General features: G+C 58.0%; 13 protein-coding genes and 2 pseudogenes. 8 read left to right on the top strand and 7 right to left on the bottom strand.

What is annotated here, in order from left to right; all coding sequences use genetic code 11:
* Positions 1 to 56: 56 nt before the first annotated feature.
* Genes H9Q16_RS20145 through H9Q16_RS20115 form a run of 7 tightly spaced genes read right to left on the bottom strand, consistent with a single transcriptional unit; the run spans position 57 to position 8,738 of the window.
* Positions 57 to 1,334: an aspartate aminotransferase family protein gene (locus tag H9Q16_RS20145; RefSeq protein WP_191077279.1), complete on the bottom strand. Its 1,278-nt coding sequence runs from the start codon at positions 1,332 to 1,334 to the stop codon at positions 57 to 59.
* Positions 1,335 to 1,336: 2 nt separating this feature from the next.
* Complete coding sequence (locus H9Q16_RS20140; protein WP_191077278.1) at positions 1,337 to 2,440, bottom strand: mandelate racemase/muconate lactonizing enzyme family protein; 1,104 nt, start codon at positions 2,438 to 2,440, stop codon at positions 1,337 to 1,339.
* Complete coding sequence (locus H9Q16_RS20135) at positions 2,437 to 3,543, bottom strand: mandelate racemase/muconate lactonizing enzyme family protein (protein WP_191077277.1); 1,107 nt, start codon at positions 3,541 to 3,543, stop codon at positions 2,437 to 2,439. The genes H9Q16_RS20140 and H9Q16_RS20135 overlap by 4 nt, the downstream gene beginning before the upstream one ends.
* Positions 3,540 to 4,646: a mandelate racemase/muconate lactonizing enzyme family protein gene (locus tag H9Q16_RS20130; RefSeq protein ID WP_191077276.1), complete on the bottom strand. Its 1,107-nt coding sequence runs from the start codon at positions 4,644 to 4,646 to the stop codon at positions 3,540 to 3,542. Before H9Q16_RS20130 ends, H9Q16_RS20135 begins: the two co-directional genes overlap by 4 nt.
* On the bottom strand, positions 4,643 to 5,227 hold the full coding sequence (locus H9Q16_RS20125; protein WP_191077275.1) for a dimethylsulfonioproprionate lyase family protein: 585 nt from the start codon (positions 5,225 to 5,227) through the stop codon (positions 4,643 to 4,645). The genes H9Q16_RS20130 and H9Q16_RS20125 overlap by 4 nt, the downstream gene beginning before the upstream one ends.
* A complete protein-coding gene (locus H9Q16_RS20120; RefSeq protein ID WP_191077274.1) occupies positions 5,224 to 6,306 on the bottom strand; it encodes an alcohol dehydrogenase family protein in 1,083 nt (360 codons plus the stop codon). Before H9Q16_RS20120 ends, H9Q16_RS20125 begins: the two co-directional genes overlap by 4 nt.
* Positions 6,303 to 8,738, bottom strand: a complete 2,436-nt coding sequence (locus H9Q16_RS20115; protein ID WP_191077273.1) for an FAD-dependent oxidoreductase — start codon at positions 8,736 to 8,738, stop codon at positions 6,303 to 6,305. The genes H9Q16_RS20120 and H9Q16_RS20115 overlap by 4 nt, the downstream gene beginning before the upstream one ends.
* 67 nt (positions 8,739 to 8,805) lie before the next feature.
* On the opposite strand from H9Q16_RS20115, the gene H9Q16_RS20110 reads away from it, so the two are divergent.
* The 8 genes and pseudogenes from H9Q16_RS20110 (at position 8,806) to H9Q16_RS20090 (ending at position 13,920) form a co-directional block, all read left to right on the top strand.
* Positions 8,806 to 9,693: a MurR/RpiR family transcriptional regulator gene (locus H9Q16_RS20110; protein ID WP_191077272.1), complete on the top strand. Its 888-nt coding sequence runs from the start codon at positions 8,806 to 8,808 to the stop codon at positions 9,691 to 9,693.
* Positions 9,693 to 10,802: an aromatic ring-hydroxylating oxygenase subunit alpha gene (locus H9Q16_RS20105; RefSeq protein ID WP_246455900.1), complete on the top strand. Its 1,110-nt coding sequence runs from the start codon at positions 9,693 to 9,695 to the stop codon at positions 10,800 to 10,802. Before H9Q16_RS20110 ends, H9Q16_RS20105 begins: the two co-directional genes overlap by 1 nt.
* A 7-nt stretch (positions 10,803 to 10,809) precedes the next feature.
* Positions 10,810 to 11,073, top strand: coding sequence for a hypothetical protein (locus tag H9Q16_RS20545; protein ID WP_216859533.1), 264 nt, complete (start codon positions 10,810 to 10,812; stop codon positions 11,071 to 11,073).
* A gap of 81 nt (positions 11,074 to 11,154) precedes the next feature.
* The gene (locus H9Q16_RS20540; protein WP_216859532.1) at positions 11,155 to 11,541 is read left to right on the top strand and encodes a hypothetical protein; all 387 of its coding nucleotides are present in this window, start codon (positions 11,155 to 11,157) and stop codon (positions 11,539 to 11,541) included.
* 125 nt (positions 11,542 to 11,666) lie between these two features.
* Complete coding sequence (locus tag H9Q16_RS20835; RefSeq protein WP_343067900.1) at positions 11,667 to 12,164, top strand: aldehyde dehydrogenase family protein; 498 nt, start codon at positions 11,667 to 11,669, stop codon at positions 12,162 to 12,164.
* On the top strand, positions 12,113 to 12,454 hold the full coding sequence (locus H9Q16_RS20830) for an aldehyde dehydrogenase family protein (protein WP_281403176.1): 342 nt from the start codon (positions 12,113 to 12,115) through the stop codon (positions 12,452 to 12,454). Before H9Q16_RS20835 ends, H9Q16_RS20830 begins: the two co-directional genes overlap by 52 nt.
* Positions 12,451 to 12,743 (top strand): annotated as a pseudogene (locus H9Q16_RS20955) (aldehyde dehydrogenase family protein). Before H9Q16_RS20830 ends, H9Q16_RS20955 begins: the two are co-directional and overlap by 4 nt.
* Before the next feature lie 227 nt (positions 12,744 to 12,970).
* Positions 12,971 to 13,920 (top strand): annotated as a pseudogene (locus H9Q16_RS20090) (IS481 family transposase).
* Positions 13,921 to 14,042: the final 122 nt, after the last annotated feature.

The raw sequence follows: 14,042 nt of genomic DNA, 5'->3' as shown, positions 1-14,042 counted from the left end.
AGCTGGGAAACTTTGCGAACCCGTTGACGCTATAAAGACTGGTAAAGAAATGCCACTCAGCTCCTGGAAATGGATCGCACAGCATGTTCGACAGCGGCTTTCGTCTGTTGCAGGTCGTTTTGGGTGATCGCAAGTGACGGATAGAGCTTACCCAGCGACTTGAATATTCCGTGCTCGCGCAGCGCCGTATTGTAGGTCGCATTACGTGCAGGGTCATCATGCCTGGCGGAGCGGTAGTCGCGACACTGGCTGGTCGTGAAGAAGATGTCGAACAATGTCTCATCCCCGCAGATTTGGTGGGGAATGCCTGCTGCATCGAGTGCGCCACTTTGCATGTCTTGCAACGTTCGACCGATACCGCGGAGACGATCGTAATTTCCTTCGCGCTTCAATACTTCCATCGTTTTTAGCCCCGCAGCAGCCGCAATCGGATTGCCCGATAGCGTGCCAAGCTGCATAAGCCACTTGTCACCGCCCACGATGGATTTGTCGAAGTGCTGCATGATCTCGGTACTGGCACCGAGTGCGGCGAGCGGGAATCCACCCCCAATGATCTTGCCCAGCGTGCATATATCTGGCGTCACGCCGTACCGTTCCTGTGCGCCGCCATAGGCCAGCCTGAAACCAGTGACGATTTCGTCAAAGATCAGCAGAACACTGTGTTTGTCGCACAGATCGCGCAGGCCTTGAAGATATCCGGGGACGGCAGGAATGATCCGTTGCAGGGGTTCCGCGATAATGGCGGCGATGTCGTCATGTTCGCTCAACAAAGCCTCGACAGCGGCTAGGTCATTATACGGCGCAATAAACATCTGATCGGCCACGCCCTGCGGGATGCCTGCGCTGTCAGGCACTGCTTGGGGGAAATTCACATGCTTGTCGGGGGCAAGGCTCATCTGTGCCTCGGCGCTCATGCCGTGGTAGCCGCCTTCAAACTTCAGGATCTTGTGTTTGCCGGTGTAAGCGCGCGCAAGGCGAATGGCATACATGTCCGCCTCGCCGCCCGACGCCACAAAGCGCACCTGTTCACAACAGGGTACCGCATCTACGATTGCTTCTGCTAGCTCAATGCCTTTGGCATTGTTGGCGAAAAAGGTCATGCCTTTGGGGAGTTGTTCCAAGACGGCTTCCATGACCTCGGGGTGGCCATGGCCAAGCAGCATTGGGCCGGAGCCGATCAGATAGTCGATGTATTCCTTGCCGTCCTCATCCCAGACGCGGCTGCCCTCGCCGCGTGCGATCACGATACCGGGGTCGAAATTGCCAAAGCCGCCGGCAGGCAAAACGGCGCGAGCGCGGGCGATCCAGTCAGATTGTGAGGTCAGTTTGTGCATGGTCAGGCCAGTTCAAGTATGGGGGTTCCAAGGGTGTCCATATCGGGTGTGACCCCAAGCCCCGGGCCGTCGGGCGGCGCGATGCGGCCATCTTTGCGTGTCGGGCAATCAGGTGCAATGCGCGGGCTGACGTAAGAGGACAGATCACAGGTGTTCAGTAATGCACCGTGCGGAGTCGACGCGGCAAAGTGCAACGAGGCGGCGGTCACGATGTCGGACCCCCAGGTGCATTCGGCGCAAATCTCTGCACCTAAGTGAACCGTGAGGTCGCGGGCGCGGCGCATAGCTGAAAGCCCGCCAAACTTTGACAGCTTCAGCGCGACCGCGTCCAAAACGCCAAGCTTATGGGCATGCATCAATGAGCCGAGGTCATATGCACCTTCGTCGATCTTCATAGGCAGACCAGTTGCTTGCCGAACGGCGGCGCAGTCCTCAAGGGTTTTGCACGGCTGTTCCAACATGACATCAAGATGGGCCACCGCACGGCCGGTACGTGTGGCATGCAGCTTGGTCGCGCCGCAATTCCAGTCGCCATAGACCAATGGTCCGTGACCCACCGCCTCGCGTACTTTGCTGAGACGTTCTGCATCAGCCTGCCAGTCTGCGTCGGCACCCAGCTTCACCTGAAACTGGCGGATACCAGACGCGTAGGCGTCACGTGCGATACGCGCCATGTCATCAGGCGCAATACAAGTGATCGAATGGTAAAGCGGCATATCCGCGCGTGTGCGCCCGCCAAGGAGGGTATAAAGAGGCTGTCCGGTTGCTTTGCCAAACAAATCCCAAAACGCCATATCCACGATAGATTTTGCGTGCAGGTGGCCTTGCAAATACCCGTCCAGTTTTCGCATCGGTGCATCGACGCCGAAGGGGGAAATGCAAAGGATTTTCGGGGCCATTTCGGCAATAGCACTCGGCACACCATCGGCGAAAGCGGGTAAATAATGTGGGATCGGGCAGACCTCACCCCAGCCTGTCAGACCCGTGTCTGTATCCAGGCACAGCACGTGAGATTTGACCGTATCGCAGGTCTTGCCCTCGGCCATGTAGTACGTCTCATGGCTGGTCAGATCGACGGACCAAAGAGATATGCCGGTGACCTTCATGAATAAACCGCCATGGGATCGCCAAGCGCATCCTCGTCTGGATGCACGCCAAGGCCCGCTTCCTCGGGCAAGTGGAGATGGCCATTAACATTACGCGGGCCACGTCCACCCGCGATATCGACGGTGAGCATATCCTGACAGGCCCAGACCGCGAGGCAGTTCGCGTCAGGAATTGTTGCTGCCAAATGCAACGCTTCGGTGTCGGCCAAAACAGACCCGCCCGTTGCCATAACGAACATGTCGATCCCGTGGGCCAGAGCGACATCCCGCATCCGCGCAGCCTTGGTCAATCCGCCGACGCGGTTGAGTTTGATACCAAACACCTCCGCCAGTCCGTCTCGTGCAATGCGGGTCGCGTCTTGTAACGTCACCAGTGCTTCATCGACCGAAACGGGGGCGGCATGTTTGCCTGCAATAGCCGCAATATCATCCAGCGTTTCGCAGGGTTGTTCGAACATCACGTTCAGGTCTTCGGTTGCCGACATGACCCGCAGTGCCTGCTGTCGTGTCCACCCTCGGTTCACATCGTAGAGCACAATCTCACCGCTCTGCCGGATGTCTTCAACATCGCGAACGCGGGCAATGTCACGCGCCACATCGCCGCCGATCTTAACCGAATGGGCGACATACCCGCGCTGTCGGTAACGGTCGATTACGGCGCGGGTTTCTTCCACAGTCTTCGCGCCAACGGACGAGGCGATAGCGCGCGGGGTGCGTGATCCGCCGCCCATGAGGTCGGCGATTGGCAGGCCAGCAGCTTGGCCAGCAATATCCCAACACGCCATATCAATAGGGCTTTTGGCATAAAGGTGGCCGGGCAGCGCGAGGTCCATCGCGCGTTCGACATCCAGCACCCGCCGTGGGTCGAGCCCAATGATAAATGGCGCCATCGTTTCAACACCTGCACGAATACCCGGTCCGTGGGCGGGAACGTAGGTGTGACCCCAAGGTGTGCCTTCCCCCCAACCAACTAACCCCGCGTCAGTTTCCACTTTGACCAATGTTGCGTCCAACATTTCGAACTTCAATCGACCGCCAGAGAGCCAGTAGGGATACTCCAGCGGCAGATCGACTTGGAAAACAGAAACACACTTGATTTTCATTCAGCGTACTCCGCAACTGGTGCACCAAGACTGTCATAATCAGGTGCCACGCCAAGCCCCGGCGCGTCGGGCGCATAGAGCTTTCCCCCCTCCGCCCAAGCGCCACCAACCCCGGTGGAACGCGTGTTATAGTTCATCAGATCGGTTGTGTTCTGCAGGAATTCAGAAGACGTTGACGCTGCGAAATGCGCCAACGTGGTGCTTGCGATTTCACCCCCCCAAGTATCTTCGGCGACGACTGGCATTCGGTTCTCCACCAAAAAGTCGCGGACGCGGTGGGCTTTCGACAAGCCGCCAAGATTTGAGATTTTCAGACAACATATCTCTGCCCCACGGTCTGCGACGATACGCTGTGCGGCGGCCATGCCCGTCACACATTCATCCAGCTTCATTGGTTGCTGCGCCACGCGGCGCACCTGCTGGCATTCCTTGTAGGTTCTGCACGGCTGCTCAAGAATGTAATCCAGCTCTGCCGTCGCCCTGGCAACGCGAATGGCGTTATCGACGCGCCAGCCCTGGTTGGCATCGGCCATGGCCTTTTCGCCCGATTGCAGCAGTGCAACACCCGCCTTTATCCGATCAATGTCCGCCTCCCAATCACCGCCGACCTTGATCTGGAATTGCCGATAACCGTCCGCCCGATAGCGTTTCATCTCAGCGAGGGTTTCCTCCGTCGCCTTTTGTGGCGCGACCCGGTACATCGGCGCGCCATCGGTGAGTTTGCCTCCCAGCAACATCCAAACGGGTTGGTTGCAGGCCTGTCCCAGAATGTCCCAGCACGCAGCGTCAAAGGGCGCTTTGGCGTAGCCGTGCCCTTGCATCGCGTGATCCATCAACTGTTCGATCCGCGCGACCTGTCGCGGGTCTTCGCCGATCAACCTCTGCGCCACGAGGCGTGCAAAGGCCTCTACGCCTTCGGAATGCGCAACCATATAGTTCTCACCACAGGGGGTGAACTCTCCACAGCCTTGCAGCCCCGCATCCGTGTCGATAACCACGACGCTCGCCTTTGCCGTTTCTAAGGCATTGCCCGCACCCCAGACATATGCTCCGCCCACATAAGGCAAATCAGTCTTGAAGATGCGGATGCGGGTGATCTTCATGGCGTCACCATACGTGGCAAGCCTTCGAGGCCATTGCCGCGCCACAGCACATAGGCCAGATAAGGCTGATCCAAGGTGATCATCAGATGCGGCTGGTCCGACTCATGCGCGCGCGCTTCACCGGGGCGCACCATGACATTGGTTGCGCCTTTCGCACTAAAGACGGCGCAGCCTGCCAGCGTGAAGTAGAGCTCTTCCGCCTCATGCGCGTGCCAGTCATAAGTCAGATCTGGTCCCCAATAGCCGATATAACCGCGCAATTTGGCTGACCTGAAATGCCCGGTTGGGCCGAAAAGTTCGATATAGCCATAGGTGTCAAGGAACCGAGCACCAACGTCTTCTTTGGAATAGGTCTGTCGCCATTCCAGTTCCGGTGCAGCTCGACGTAATGCCTTGATCACCGGCGCGGTAATCCGTGACCCGCGCAGGGGCAACGATCCGAGGGATCGGGTGATTGAACATGGTGTCGGTCGAATCTTGCGTGCCTGAACGTCGTCAGGCCAGGGCGCATAGCCTGTCAGTTCCGAAGAAACCAAATGAAGGCGCTGGACGGCGTGCAGGAGTCGGATCGCCTCGCTCACGGGATCACCACGATGTTTCCGGTGTGCTCTTTTGCGATGAAAGCGGTCTGGGCTTCTCGCAATTGATCAAGGTGGTAGGTCGCAGCCAAAGCAGGCTTGATTTCACCGTTCTCAATGTAGCGGATCAGGTTCGGCATGACCTCGGGCGTGATCACTGTAGAGCCTGTAAAGGTAAGATCGCGCAGATAGAATGTGCGCAGATCAAGCGCGACCATTGGCCCCGCGATCGCGCCTGAACAAGTATAGCGCCCACCGCGTTCCAGCACGTCAATCAACGCTGGCCAGTACGGGCCACCGACAACATCTGCCACGACGGTGATTTTCTCATCTCCCAAAGCAGTACGCAGCGCGTCAGGTGCGCGCGGCAGGATCATATCAGCACCAAGTGCGGCGACGTCTTTATGCTTCGCTTCAGACGCCATGGCGATCACCCGCGCACCGCGGCGTTTGGCCAGTTGGACAAGCGCCCCACCAACACCACCCGAGGCACCGGGGACTAATACCGAGTCACTTGCACCGACCCCGGCCCGCGTTAGCATGCCTTCGGCAGTGGAGTAGGAACAAGAAAAGGTTGCCAGTTCCGCATCGCTCAAATCCGACTGCACCGCGAGCGCATTGCGCGATGGCGTCGTCGTATACTCGGCAAAGCCGCCATTGCGTTCCGACCCGAAATATCCGGTCTTGTTCATGTCGTCGGGGTCGTCTGCGTCGCGCAACCAACCGTCGGTGATGACGCGTTCGCCGATACGTGCCGGATCGACGTTTTCGCCGACGGCGACAATCTCCCCGCAGACATCGGCACCCTGAATGCGTGGAAAGGTGATCGGCGCGCCGCCCCAGGTAGGGTCGTCTTGACCGACGTCTTCAAACGCGCCACCTGTCGTCGCATCTGTCACCGTCTTGGAATACCAGCCCGAACGAGTGTTCACATCCGTGTTGTTCAGCCCGCAGGCGCCGACACGGATCAGAATTTCGTCGGGCGCGGGGGTTGGGCATGGCCAATCTTCATGAAAGACCATTTGATCCAGATCGCCATGGCCCATCGTGACCATCGCACGCATTGTTTTTGGAAATGTCATGATGCGTCCCTTCGCGGCTTCAGGCTCTCGGGATCATAGGCCGGTTCACCCAAAACGCGGGCCGCGCGGGGTTGGCCGTGGATCACCACCTCAAGCGCGGTATCGGGCTTGCCCGCTTCGGGAGCGATATAGGCAAAGGCCAGAATTTTGCCGACGGTCGGCCCGTAAGCCACCGAGGCGGTGGAGCCGACAACTTTCCCGTTCAACATCACAGCCTCGCCGCCATGGCCGTCGGCCTTTTCATCAGGTTCGATTTCCAGATAAGCGCAGACCCACGGCAGATCGGTGTTCAGTGTCTTGTCACGACCAAGGTAGTCCTTGTCTGTGCGCGCAAATCTCAGAACATTTGCTTCGGCCAAAGTCACTTCGTTGGTCAGCTCGCCCGCACCTTTGAACCCCTTCTCCATGCGCATAACGTTCATCGCAAAGCTGCCGTAGTCCGCGATGCCATGCGCCTCGCCTGCCGCCCACAGCGCGTTGTAGACATCAAGGCACACCGCGTTTGGCATGTGGAATTCCCAGCCAAGCTCACCCGCATAGGACATGCGGAAAGCCCAGATACGATGCCCGGCAACAACAATTTCTTGAGCAGAGAGCCAGCGAAACCCTGCGTTTGTCAGGTCGGCATCCGTGCATTGCCGCAATACGTCGCGCGCCAGTGGCCCGTTTAAGGACAGCGCAGACCAGTCTGATGACAAAGCAGTGATCGTGACGTCTTCGCCCCCGCGGTTGTGGTTCAAGTGATCCAGCAAGCGCTGTTCAAAGAAAGCGGCACATACGAGGTAGAACCTGTCCTCAGCCATCCGCACGATGGTTGTCTCCAGCTCAATCCGGCCAGCGTGATTCAGCATATGGGTCAGCGTTATCGACCCTACCTTTTGCGGCATCCGGTTCGCGGTCAGACGATCAAGCAGCGCATAGGCGTCCGGCCCATCGACAATGACCTTAGTGAAAGCGGTGACGTCCATAATGCCCACGTTTTCGCGTACGGCTTTGACTTCTGCTGCGACCAGATCGTCAACGGGGGTGCGGTTGAAGGAATAATGATCCTGCTGCGGGATGCCTTTGGCAAAGAAGCGCGGACGCTCAAAACCATAAACCTCTTCGTGCACAGCCCCCTTGGCCTTAAGCAATTCATGCAGGGGCGACGGCTTGATCGGCCGCCCGGCGAGCCGGTTGAAATGCGGAAACGGGATCTCGTGACGCAGGCAATAGTCTTCCTCGGCCTTCACGACCTGCCAGTCTTTGGTGGCGTAGCTTCCGAAGCGGCGCGGATCATACTCGCGCATAGAGATATCGGCGGCGCCATGCACCATCCATCGGGCCAGTTCCCGCGTTAAACCGGGGCCCCAGCCGATGCCGATCTGCGTGCCACAGCAACACCAGTAGTTGCGCACGCCGGGCGCAGGTCCAATCAGCGGATTGCCATCCGGCGGGTGAGAGATCGCGCCATGGACTTCGCGTTGGATGCCAAGCTCTGCGAAGATCGGCATGCGGTTCAGGCTTTCTTCAAGGTACGGCATGACCCGGTCATAGTCGGCATCAAACAACCAGTTTTCATAATCCCACGGGCAATGATCGTGCCAGACTGAATTCGGGTTCTCTTTTTCGTAGATCCCGATCAGCCCGCGCTTTTGCTCCATGCGGATGTAGCCCGACACCTTCTTGTCATCGCGGATGACGGGCAGTTCGGTGTCCAACGCCTCGAATTCCGGTACCGGCTCCGTGACGAAATAGTGGTGCGTCATCGATGTCATCGGCAATTGCAGCCCTGACCATTCGCCCATTTGGCGCGCGTAGGTTCCGCCAGCGTTGACGACATGTTCACAGACGATTGTGCCCTTGTCAGTTTCGACCTGCCATTCACCGGAGGGTATCTGCGTGATATTCGTCGCCCTGCAATGACGGATGATGCGCACGCCCTTTTGCCGCGCACCCGCGGCCATAGCCATCGTCACGTTTGTTGGATCGACGTGGCCATCATCAGGCGTGTGCAGCGCGCCCAGCACTCCGTCCAGGTTATAGAATGGATGCAGGTCTGCAACTTTCTCCGGTCCGACCAGCTCGATATTGAAACCAAGGGAACGCCCAACCGACAGGGTATGACGCAGCCAGTCCATTTCATCTGTCGTATAGGCCAAGCGAAACGAGCCGCAGCCATGCCACGTAACAGGCTGACCAGTCTCAGCCTCCAATCCTCCAGAATACAGCCCGATGTTGTAATCGACGCATTTGCCCAGCCCGAAACTTGAGGTCGAGTGCGTAATCTGCCCTGCTGCGTGCCATGTGCTGCCAGACGTCAGCTCTGCCTTCTCTAGCAGAACGGTGTCCGCACCCCATCCTTCGTGGCCAAGGTGATAGGCAATGCCAACGCCCATGACGCCGCCACCGACAATGACGACGCGTGCGTGGCTGGGGAAATCATCAACCAAGGGAAAGTCCTTTTATGAGTCGTTTTTCTCTCGACAGGCTAATCGGACAAAAGTACCATCGTCAATCATGAATGGGACAAATGTATCAAGAACGGTTCTGGAACGTCTGGCTGGCGAATTGCCCGAGCTGACACCAGAGGCGCGCAAGGCCGCAACTTATGTGTTGGAGAACCCGCGTGATGTGGGGGTCTCCACAGTGCGTGAAATTGCTCAGGCCGCGAAGGTTAAGCCAAACACCGTCGTGCGCATGGCGCGGCAGGTTGGCTTTGAAGGTTACGAGGATTTCCGCGCCCCGTTCCGCGAGGCGATCAGACGCGGGGCCGCCGACTTTCCTGACCGGGCACGCTGGCTGCAAGACATTCGCAAGTCGGGCGACCTTGGCGGGCTTTACGCCGATATGGTGCGTGACGTTCTCGACAACATCGAAGAGACCTTTGCCGGCATTTCGACCGAGGACCTGAAAGCGGCAGCCGAAGCGATCTGGGCCGCGCGCCGGGTTTTCACGCTTGGGGTTGGCGTCAACAATTCTGTTGCGCGGAACTTTACCTATCTTGCGTCAACCGGCATGACCGAATTTCACGCAATCCCACGCCCTGGTTCGACGCCGGTGGATGATTTGGCATGGGCCGATGGCCAAGATGTTTTGATTGCGATTACCTGCAAACCCTATCGGTCCGAAGTGGTTGAGGCTGTGCGTATCGCGCATGAGCAAGGTATGACCATCGTCGCCCTGTCCGACAGCCCCGCCAGCCCCATCATTCGGCTGACAAACCATGGGTTTGTCGTTTCCGTCGACACGCCGCAATTCTTCCCGTCTTCGGTCAGCATCATCGCGTTGCTCGAAACGCTGCTGTCCTTTGTCATTGCTGTTGCCAGCGATGAGATCCCCGAACGCGTGGCGACATTCCACGCGCGCCGTCACGAACTCGGGCTTTATCACGCGGAGGACAAATGATGGCCTCAAGCAGCGAAGCGGTAGGCATGAAACAAGGTCCGATCCGATCATTGGCCGCGCGCTACTACACCGACCCACAGGTCTTTCAGATTGAGACCGCAGGGCTGCTGGCGCAGACATGGCAATTCGGGTGCCACGCGTCTGACCTGACAAACACCGGCGACTACGCCACCTTTGAGATCGCTGGAGAGAGCCTGTTTGCAATCCGGGGGCGCGACGCCAAGATCCGCGTGTTCTACAATGTTTGCCAGCACCGCGCGCATCAATTGGTCAAAGGGACCGGCACCACACGCGTTGTCGTCTGCCCTTATCACGCATGGACATATGAGCTCACGGGCGAATTGCGCGCCGGACCCAATATCAAGGCCGTGGAGGGGTTTGATAAATCCGATGTGTGCCTGACGGAGGTGCGTGCAGAGGAATTCCTCGGCTTCGTTTTTGTCAATCTCGATCCGAACACAGAGCCGATGGAAGACTGGTTCCCCGGTGCGCGCGCCGAGCTTGAGGAATGGGTGCCGAATTGGGCCGACCTCAAGCCGCTGGATTGGGTCGAGATTCCAGAAAACTGCAACTGGAAGGTCTCGGTCGAGAATTACTCGGAGTGCTATCACTGCTCGTTAAACCACCCGACCTTTGCCAATGGTGTGGTCAAGCCCGAAACCTACGACATTCAGCCCCAAGGCAAATGTCTGCGCCACACGACCGAATGTCAGGCGCTGGATCAGATGACCTATGACATCAACTCCGGTTTTGCGCATTCGCATGAATATTCCAGTTGGTTCCTATGGCCGATGTTTTCGTTTCAGGTCTATCCGGGCAATGTCTTGAACACCTATCACTGGCGGGCAATGGATGCCGACCACGTGGTTGTTTGGCGCGGCTGGTATTCGGTCGGCGGCATTGATGATGAGAAGGTCCGAAAACTCGCGCAACAGGATCGCGCCACCACCGTCGAGGAAGACATCCACCTTGTCGAAAGCGTTCATCGCGGCCTGAAATCGCGCGGCTATGTGCCGGGGCCACTGGTGGTTGATCCTAAGGGCGGCGTGAATTCCGAACACCCCGTCATGCACCTGCAGGCTTGGATGCGGGAGGCGATTGACGGCTGACTTTGCTATGCCTGAAAAATGGAGTGCCCAGCAAAAGCTGTTCCCGCATCAGGTTGGCTTCACGTGCCCTCCGTTTGACTACGATGCCGAGCCTTCCGACTTTCTGCGCATGTCGCCTGAAACCGTGGGCGTGCACGGCTGGATGCTGCATGTGCCGGACTACGCCCACGGGCTGGACCAGCGCAAAGCGAATTTCGGCATGATGGACGATTTCGTGCATTGCATGGCGCGAAACAGTGTTGTTGTCTGCGGCCTGGTTGGATCGAACTAGGTCCGTGCCAGCGGTCTGGGCGTCGAAGGGATACGCCAGCACTGCGCCGACTTGTCGGACAGATACGAGACCCATTTTCACATGGCAGGCAACTTTGTGGATCGTGGCTGTTTCCCCGATCAAGCCACCGTCAATGCCAAACGTTGGACTTTCGATGGGGACCTGTTTGAACCCAGTTTTACCTATGTGGCAGAGCAAGCCCCAGACGCAGACGCCTACCTGATCAACGGCATCTGCAATTTCCGCTCTGGTCCGAAAGGATTATCACAACACCCCCTGCATCTTGCCCGCGCGGTGGAGGCCAAGCTTGGCAAGCCAGTGATTGGGCATGATACGGCCCTTTACTGGCGGATCATGAAGGATCTTGGCATCGCGCCGACCACGCCGCAAAGCCAGCTGTTGGAGAGCCTCCATGGATACGATTGTAGCACTCTGGGCGATCCCCCACTCCACCTCGACCGCCTTTGAATGAATGATGCGTCAGCGCGGTGACCTTGATTGCCTGCACGAACCCTTTGGGGAGGCTTGGTACCAAGGCGAGGACCCACCCTGGCCCCGTTTCAAGAACGACGAGAAAACCACATCATGTGCATGTGTCCGGTGTGTTTTCCGATCTGCGGCCTGTAGAACGCGGACGCATGGTGCAAGCGATGGAGCGCTACCTGCTCGATCATATCGATGAGATCGCGAAAGTTCTGACATTGGAGCAGGGAAAACCACTGTGTGAAGCGCGGATCGAGATTGCAGGCGCTGCACGGTATTTCGAATACTATGGCAATCAGGCCGAAACGGTAGAGGGTCGCTCGATCCCGCTGGGCAAAGGCTATTTCGAGTTCACAACTTATGAGCCATTCGGCGTTTCCGCGCAGATCATTCCGTGGAACTTCCCCGTTGAGATGACAGCGCGGTCGCTGTCGGCGGCTTTGGCCACCGGCAATGCCTGCGTGATCAAAACGGCGGAACTCACTCCGCTTGGCAATGCGTGGTTCGCCCATGCAGCCAACGCAGTAGGCCTGCCCAAAGGCGCCATCAATATCCTATGCGGGCTTGGGGTGACGCGGGCGCGGCCCTATCGGCTCACCCGCTCGTAAACCAAATCGTGTTGACAGGATCTGTCCCAACCGGCGTCGCCATCGCAACCGCTGCAGCCAAAAATGTCGTGCCTTGCGTGATAGAATTGGGCGGAAAATCCGCGGCAATCGTTCGTGACGATGCCGATCTGGGAGCGTTTGAAAGCGACGTCCGCTGGGGCATCGATCAACCCGAATTCGGCCCGACAATGTGTGCAATGGTCTCTGAGCTGCAAAGCGATCGCGCCGCCGACATGGTCGTGGCGCGCAAGGCGAAGGGGCACAGCTTGCCACGGGTGGCCGCAAAATGAACATCCCTGGGGCGTTTCTTGAGCCAGCGATCGAGACGAACGTCACCCCCAATATGAAGATCGCAAATGGGGAAGTCTCTGGGCCCGTTCTGTCCGTCCTGAAATTCTCTTCCGATGAAGATGCCATCAAAATGCCAATGGAACACCCTATGGTCTTGTCGGCGGCGTTTTCACCCGCGACCTCGCCCGCGCGACCACAGCTGCTCGCCAGTTGCGAGCCGGTCAAGTGTTCGTCAATGAATGGTATGCTGGCGGGGTTGAGACGCCCTTCGGCGGTTATGGCAAATAGTCTACGGCCGTGAAAAACGCCGTGAAGCCCTCTGAAACTATGTGCAGACGAAAAACGTCGCCATCAAATTGAAAGGCTAACCTATGAGTACCTTCGACGAAATTTTTTTCTGAAAGGCTTGGAGTAACGCAAAGCCACCCTAGGTGTGAGCTTTCAATAGGTTGTCCATTCGATCCCTTTGAAGTTGGTTGGAGTTACCAGACCACAACCTTTTTCGGAGAGATCGAATGAACGTGCATCAGAATGCCAGACTTACGCCTCTGGGTCGAGAACGGCTTGTCGGGTTGATCCAGTCCGGCGTTTCTTTTGCGGCAGCCGGACGGGCCTGTGGCTGTTCGCCAAAGACGGCTGCGAAGTGGTGGTGGCGCTTTAAGGCTGAGGGCCCAGACGGATTGCACGACCGATGTTCGCGTCCGCATTCTGTGCGCAACTCGACATCTGCGGCTGTGAGCGCACAGATCATTGCTTTGCGCCGCCAGCGCCTGACAGGAGCCCATATCGCTGCAAAGACGGGTGTTTCGCCCACCATCGTCAGCCGGGTTTCAGGCGCGCGGGGCTCAGCCGGATGCGCGATCTGGAGCGCGCCGAATCGGTCCGCCGCTATGAACGCGAGGCTCCCGGCGACCTGGTCCATTTAGATATCAAACGTCTGGGAAAGTTCAAAAAAACCGGAAAGCGCATCACCGGAGACCCCAAGTAGGGTAAGTCCGCAAGTGCCGGCTGGGAGTTCGTGCATGTCTGCATTGATGACCACTCCCGGCTGTCCTTCACCCAAATCCATGCAAATGAACGCGGGCCGAGCGCGGTCAAACACCTCAAGGCCGCCGTGGCATGGTATGCCTCAATGGGGATCACGGTGCGGCGGGTCATGACGGATAACGGCGCGTGCGACATCAGTCACGTCTTCAAAACGGCATGTGCAGAACTTGGCCTCCGCCACATCCGCACCAAACCCTACACGCCAAGGACCAACGGAAAGGCCGAGCGCTTCATCTAGACCGCGCTCCGCGAATGGGCCTACGCCCGCGCCTATGACACGTCAGATCAACGCGGCGCTGACCTGCGTCGATGGAAACATCTCTACAATTGGCACAGACCGCATTCCGCCATAGGATCAAAACCGCCAATCAGCAGAGCGGGCTTAAATCGGAACAACCTCTTGACGCTCCACATCTAGGCGCTGCTGAACGCGTTCCAGAACGTCTTCGTGTTCCCATCTGCGAATGCGCCGCTCCTTGCTGTTGGTGCATTTGTCCTTGAGCACGCAACCTTCGCAATGGCTGGACCAGTAGGTCCGGA

The sequence above is a fragment of the Sulfitobacter aestuariivivens genome, assembly GCF_014763045.1.
In the GTDB taxonomy this organism is placed as follows: Bacteria; Pseudomonadota; Alphaproteobacteria; order Rhodobacterales; family Rhodobacteraceae; genus Sulfitobacter; species Sulfitobacter aestuariivivens.
This window is presented reverse-complemented; position numbering and strand designations above follow the sequence as displayed.